General features: G+C 58.9%; 5 protein-coding genes. 1 reads left to right on the forward strand and 4 read right to left on the reverse strand.

Annotation, left to right across the window (positions count from 1 at the left end):
- Positions 1-205: 205 nt before the first annotated feature.
- Positions 206-1,921, forward strand: a complete 1,716-nt coding sequence (locus HMPREF3036_RS01700; protein WP_062331055.1) for a M61 family metallopeptidase — start codon at positions 206-208, stop codon at positions 1,919-1,921.
- Here the strand turns inward: HMPREF3036_RS01700 and HMPREF3036_RS01705 are convergent.
- The 4 genes from HMPREF3036_RS01705 to rpe all read right to left on the reverse strand — a co-directional run bounded on the left by HMPREF3036_RS01705 (position 1,896) and on the right by rpe (position 4,485).
- Positions 1,896-2,609 carry a uracil-DNA glycosylase gene (locus HMPREF3036_RS01705; protein WP_062331056.1) on the reverse strand — a complete coding sequence of 238 codons (714 nt, stop codon included), beginning with the start codon at positions 2,607-2,609 and terminating at the stop codon, positions 1,896-1,898. The genes HMPREF3036_RS01700 and HMPREF3036_RS01705 overlap by 26 nt on opposite strands.
- Entirely contained in the window at positions 2,606-3,037 is a 432-nt protein-coding gene (locus HMPREF3036_RS01710; protein ID WP_005434371.1) for a lysozyme inhibitor LprI family protein, read from the reverse strand. Before HMPREF3036_RS01710 ends, HMPREF3036_RS01705 begins: the two co-directional genes overlap by 4 nt.
- A 65-nt stretch (positions 3,038-3,102) precedes the next feature.
- A complete protein-coding gene (locus HMPREF3036_RS01715) occupies positions 3,103-3,792 on the reverse strand; it encodes an HAD-IIIA family hydrolase (protein WP_005434369.1) in 690 nt (229 codons plus the stop codon).
- A 3-nt stretch (positions 3,793-3,795) separates the two neighbouring features.
- Positions 3,796-4,485 (reverse strand): ribulose-phosphate 3-epimerase, encoded by a 690-nt coding sequence (gene rpe / locus HMPREF3036_RS01720; RefSeq protein WP_062331059.1) that lies wholly within the window; start codon positions 4,483-4,485, stop codon positions 3,796-3,798.
- Positions 4,486-4,674: the final 189 nt, after the last annotated feature.

A 4,674-nucleotide genomic window follows, 5' to 3' on the forward strand; every position in this document is an offset into this window, starting at 1 on the left:
ACACTTATCGGTTCGTTGATCAAATTTTTAAAGAACTCGCCGTTTAAACAGCGTAGGAGTTTGATTCTACAGAACCAATTTCCGTTTGTCAAGTCATTTTCTTGACCGACTTTTCATCCGACCTCCGAAGAAGTCAGGTGGCGTATTATGCACAAGAGTTTTTGAGTTGTCAAGACTCGTCGAAAAAAGTTTTTGAAGGACCTTCATGTTCCGCTATACAGTCACACCGGATCCTCACGCCCACCTGCTGCGCGTCTCGCTCGAGCTGACGCCGCCGCAAGACGCCGTTACACTTCACATGCCTTCCTGGACAAGCGGCAGCTATCTCATTCGCGACTACGCAGGCCGCATCCGCGGCCCCCGCTCCAACACAGGCACGCTCGTCCAGACGGACAAGTGCCACTGGACCGTCTCGGGTCTGACACCCGGCGCCACCCTTCGCATCGAATGGGAAGCCTTCACTTATTCTGTAGGCATTCACGACGCTTGGCTCGACGACATCCGCGGCTTCTACAATCCGGCAGCCGTGCTTCTCATCCCCGAAGGCATCGACGCTCCCTGCCTTCTCGACTTTTCCGACTGCCGCTTTGTTCCTCACTGCAGTCTTGAACCCATCGGCACGCACAGTTTTGCAGCCTCCTGCACCCAGGAGCTTCTCGACGCCCCCGTCACCTTCACGTCTGCAAAGGGCGAACACTGCATTCTCAACCTCTCCGTCTGCGGCATTCCCCACACGCTTGTCTTCACCGGCCCCGGCTCCTCCACTCTCAACAAGGACCTCATCCTGCAGGATGCACAAGCCATTCTGAAAACTGTCCTCGACTTCTGGGGCGCCGCCCCCTTCCGTCAGTATCTGTTTCACATCCAAATCGGTCCCCGTCTCTATGGCGGTCTGGAACACGAAGCCTCCTGCGTGCTTCAGACAGACACACTGGCCCTTCCCGGCGCCAGCGAATCCTCCCGTCCGAAAGACTATGAGGACTTCCTCACTGTCTTCGCTCACGAATACTTCCATGCCTGGCTGGTGAAGCATCTTCGTCCCGCATCCTTCCTGCCCTACAAGCTCGAGCGCGAATGCCACACCCACGACCTCTGGGTCTTCGAAGGCTTCACCACCTATTACGAGAACGTTCTTCCTTTCAGAGCGGGCGTACTGGACGAAGACAAGCTCCTCTCCCTGACCTCCGCACGCTTCAACCGTGTTCGCGAACGCGAGGACTTCCACGTCGAGTCCCTGTCAGACGCCAGCTTCAACGCATGGACGCACCTCTACAAGCAGACGCCCGACAGTGCCTACTGTCAGGCCTCCTATTACGGAAAGGGAGCCGTCCTCGCCTTCATGCTTGACGCAGCCCTCCGCAAGGCGGGATTCTCCCTTGATGAAGTGCTGAAGACCTGGTTTCACGAGGCACTTGCCGACCCGCAGGCAAGATCCCTTCCTGACGGCGGCTTCTTTGAACGCATCCCCGTCGCATCCATCGCCGAACGCTTCAAAAAACTCGTCACGTCCTCGGACCGCACCCTTTGGGAGAACGAATGGCGCTGCGCCCTGTCCACCCTCGGGATGTCGGAGGAAGCGGACAAGAACACGCCTGCGTCCAGAATGCACCTCGGCCTTCAGCTTGACGGGCTTCGCGTCCGCTACGCCGAAAGTCGCGGTTCCGCCTATGCGGCCGGTCTCTTCGCAGGCGATGAAATCATTGCCGTGAACGGCCTTCGAGCCGACGCCGCCACCATCGAGCGCATGATTACTCAGGCCAAGGGCTCAACCTTGCACATACACTACTTCCGCGAGCACCTGCTGCGAAGCGCCGAAATCGAGGTTCCCGTCAATCCTCTTCCCCAACCCGGCACCCTGAAAATCAAAAGCCCGACCGAATTCGGCCGGGCATGGATCAGATCGTCCAATCGACAGGCTTGAGGCCATGCGCCGCCAGCCACGTATTGGCGGCGCCGAAGTGACCACACCCGATGAAAGGCACGGGCGGCCGCAACGCTGAAAGCGGAGACGGATGATTGGCACAGAGGACCAGATGCTTCTCCTCATCGATGAGAGCGCGCTTGCCTTGAGCGAAATTGCCCCAAAGCATGAAAACGGCATGCGGTGCCGTCTCCGACACGGCCTGAATGATCGAGTCGGTCAGCATCTCCCAGCCCAGGGAGCGGTGACTTGCAGCCTCTCCTCCCCTCACCGTCAGAATGGCATTCAGAAGGAGCACCCCCTGATGCGCCCAGGACAGAAGCGATCCCTGCTGAGTCACGGGCACGCCCAGATCCCTCTGCAACTCCTTCTTGATGTTGCGAAGCGACGGTGGAACCTTGATGCCTGCGGGCACGGAAAAGGAAAGCCCTTCGGCCTGTCCCGGACCGTGATAGGGGTCCTGCCCCAAAATCACGACCCTGACCCCGTTCGACGGCGTCTCGTCCATGGCACGGAATACACGGGGCGGATAAACCTGATGTCCTGCCGCCACATCATCGGCCACGCGCTCCACGGCTCGCCTTCCCTTGTCCGTCGCCATGAAGGCCTCAACAAGTTCATGCCACAGAGGATCCGCAGGCAACGTCATGTCCGGCATGACGCCTTCAGAAAACAGGCTCGCCGTCATTGCTTTGCCGAACTCAGGTAGCGGTTTTCAAGCATGTCGGTGCGCATGCGGTAGAGATTGATCCTGCAGGCAAGCGCCGCATTGTTCTCCTGCGTACTGCTTCCCTTGGTCGTATTCTTCACGAAGTCGCATTCGCGCTTGATGAAGTTGTCGAAGGCCTGATTGGCCCTCATGAGCTTGTCCCAACGCGTCCTGTTTCGATTGGGCTTGTCCCAGGCTTTCGCGACAACCGTCACGCGTTCGACCGCATCCTTGTACTCCGCCTGCACAAGCTTGCTCTCCTGCTCCAAGCAGGCGCCGATCTTCACGGCGTCATCACCCGCCTTCTGGTAGCACATGTTGATCTCCACCATGGGAGAGGCAGCGTGCGCCGCAAAGGATGCAGCGGCCAGCACGAGGCCGCAAAGCAAAATTCTCTTCAGATCCATTTCTCTGACGTCGATCCTTCCGGATTCATCCGCGCGGATCGATCAGGATCCGCGCCTTTAACAAATTACAGTCTGCCTGAGGCCACGATCCGCTCGCACACCTTTCTTGCGCTCGGATAGACGCGGGTGAATCCCGCCTCTCGGGCCCAGTCGGCAATGCTTACGCCCTCGTTGTATCCGGTCTCAACCAGAGCCACCGAAACCCCCGCCGCACGGCCCGCCAGCGCATCGTTCCGGCTGTCGCCCACCATGACGGTTTCCGACGCACAGACGTTCATCTCTGTCATGGCTCGAATCAGCATGTCGGGAGCAGGCTTGTTGTTCGGGCAGTCATCACCCGCCACCACCGTGTCAAAGAGACTCTCCAGTCCACGGGACTGGAGGAATTCGACCGTGAGGCTTCTCTGCTTGTTCGTCACAAGCGCCACCCTGATGCCCTTGTCCTTGAGCTGCTCGACACCCTCGATCACCCCGGGATAGAAAGCCATGTGCCTGCCGCCCGACTCACTCCATGCCTTGAGAAGACGATCGAACAAATCGCGTCCCTGCTCGGATTCGACGGCAATGCCCAGAGCGGCACAGAGACGCTGAACAAGCACGAGGATCCCCCTGCCGATCATGGCGCCCACCGCCTCCTGGGACGGCGCCTTGAGCCCCATGTCCGACAATACGGTGTGAACGCCGTGGTACAACTCAGGAAGAGAGTCCACCAGAGTGCCGTCCAGATCGAACAGAACAGCCTTGACCAGTCGCATTCTTTACTCCAGCGCCGCAACGGCAGCCTTCATTCTGGAGATCACGTCGGCATAACCCGCCGCATTGCCCGCCCCGAAAACAGCGGAGCCGGCAACAAAGGTGTCGGCACCCGCGAGGGCCACTTCGGCAATATTGGCAGGCTTGATGCCGCCATCTACTTCAAGCGCGATGCGACGGCCCGTTTCAGCCTCGTAGCGATCGAGCTTTTCACGCACGGCACGGATCTTGTCGAGCGTCGCGCCGATGAAGCTCTGCCCGCCAAAGCCGGGATTCACGCTCATGAGCAACACCACGTCAATGCGATCGAGCTCATAGTCGAGATAAGTGAGCGGAGTTGCAGGATTAAAGACGAGACCGGACTTCATGCCGTGGTCACGGATGAGCTGCAGGGTGCGGTCGACATGCCTCGACGCCTCGCAATGGAACGTGATGATGTCGGCGCCTGCCTTCGCGAAGGCGGGCACGAGCTCGTCAACGGGCTCGACCATCAGATGCACGTCCACGGGCACCTTGGAGTACGGACGAATTGCCTTGAGCACGAGCGGGCCAACGGTCAGATTCGGAACGTAGTGGTTGTCCATCACGTCGAAGTGGATCCAGTCGGCGCCGCCTTCGACAACGTCGCTCACCTCCTGCCCGAGACGGGCGAAGTCGGCGGAAAGAATGGAAGGGGCAATTCGGCAAAGTCGCATGATTGAAAGTTCCTTCTCCGCATGGAATGCGGGTGACGAATGTTGACAGGGTTCATTGTATAGCGAGAGCCGTCGTCGGACTCAGGGCCCGTCCCGCACCTTTCATTTTTTTCAACCGTCCCTATCTTTTCGCCTAGAATCAACGCACGCGACTCGATCCACCTTCTCTTTCCAGACGACTCAACATGC

Origin of the sequence: Sutterella sp. KLE1602, from assembly GCF_001578585.1 — a bacterium.
GTDB lineage: Bacteria > Pseudomonadota > Gammaproteobacteria > Burkholderiales > Burkholderiaceae_F > Sutterella > Sutterella wadsworthensis_A.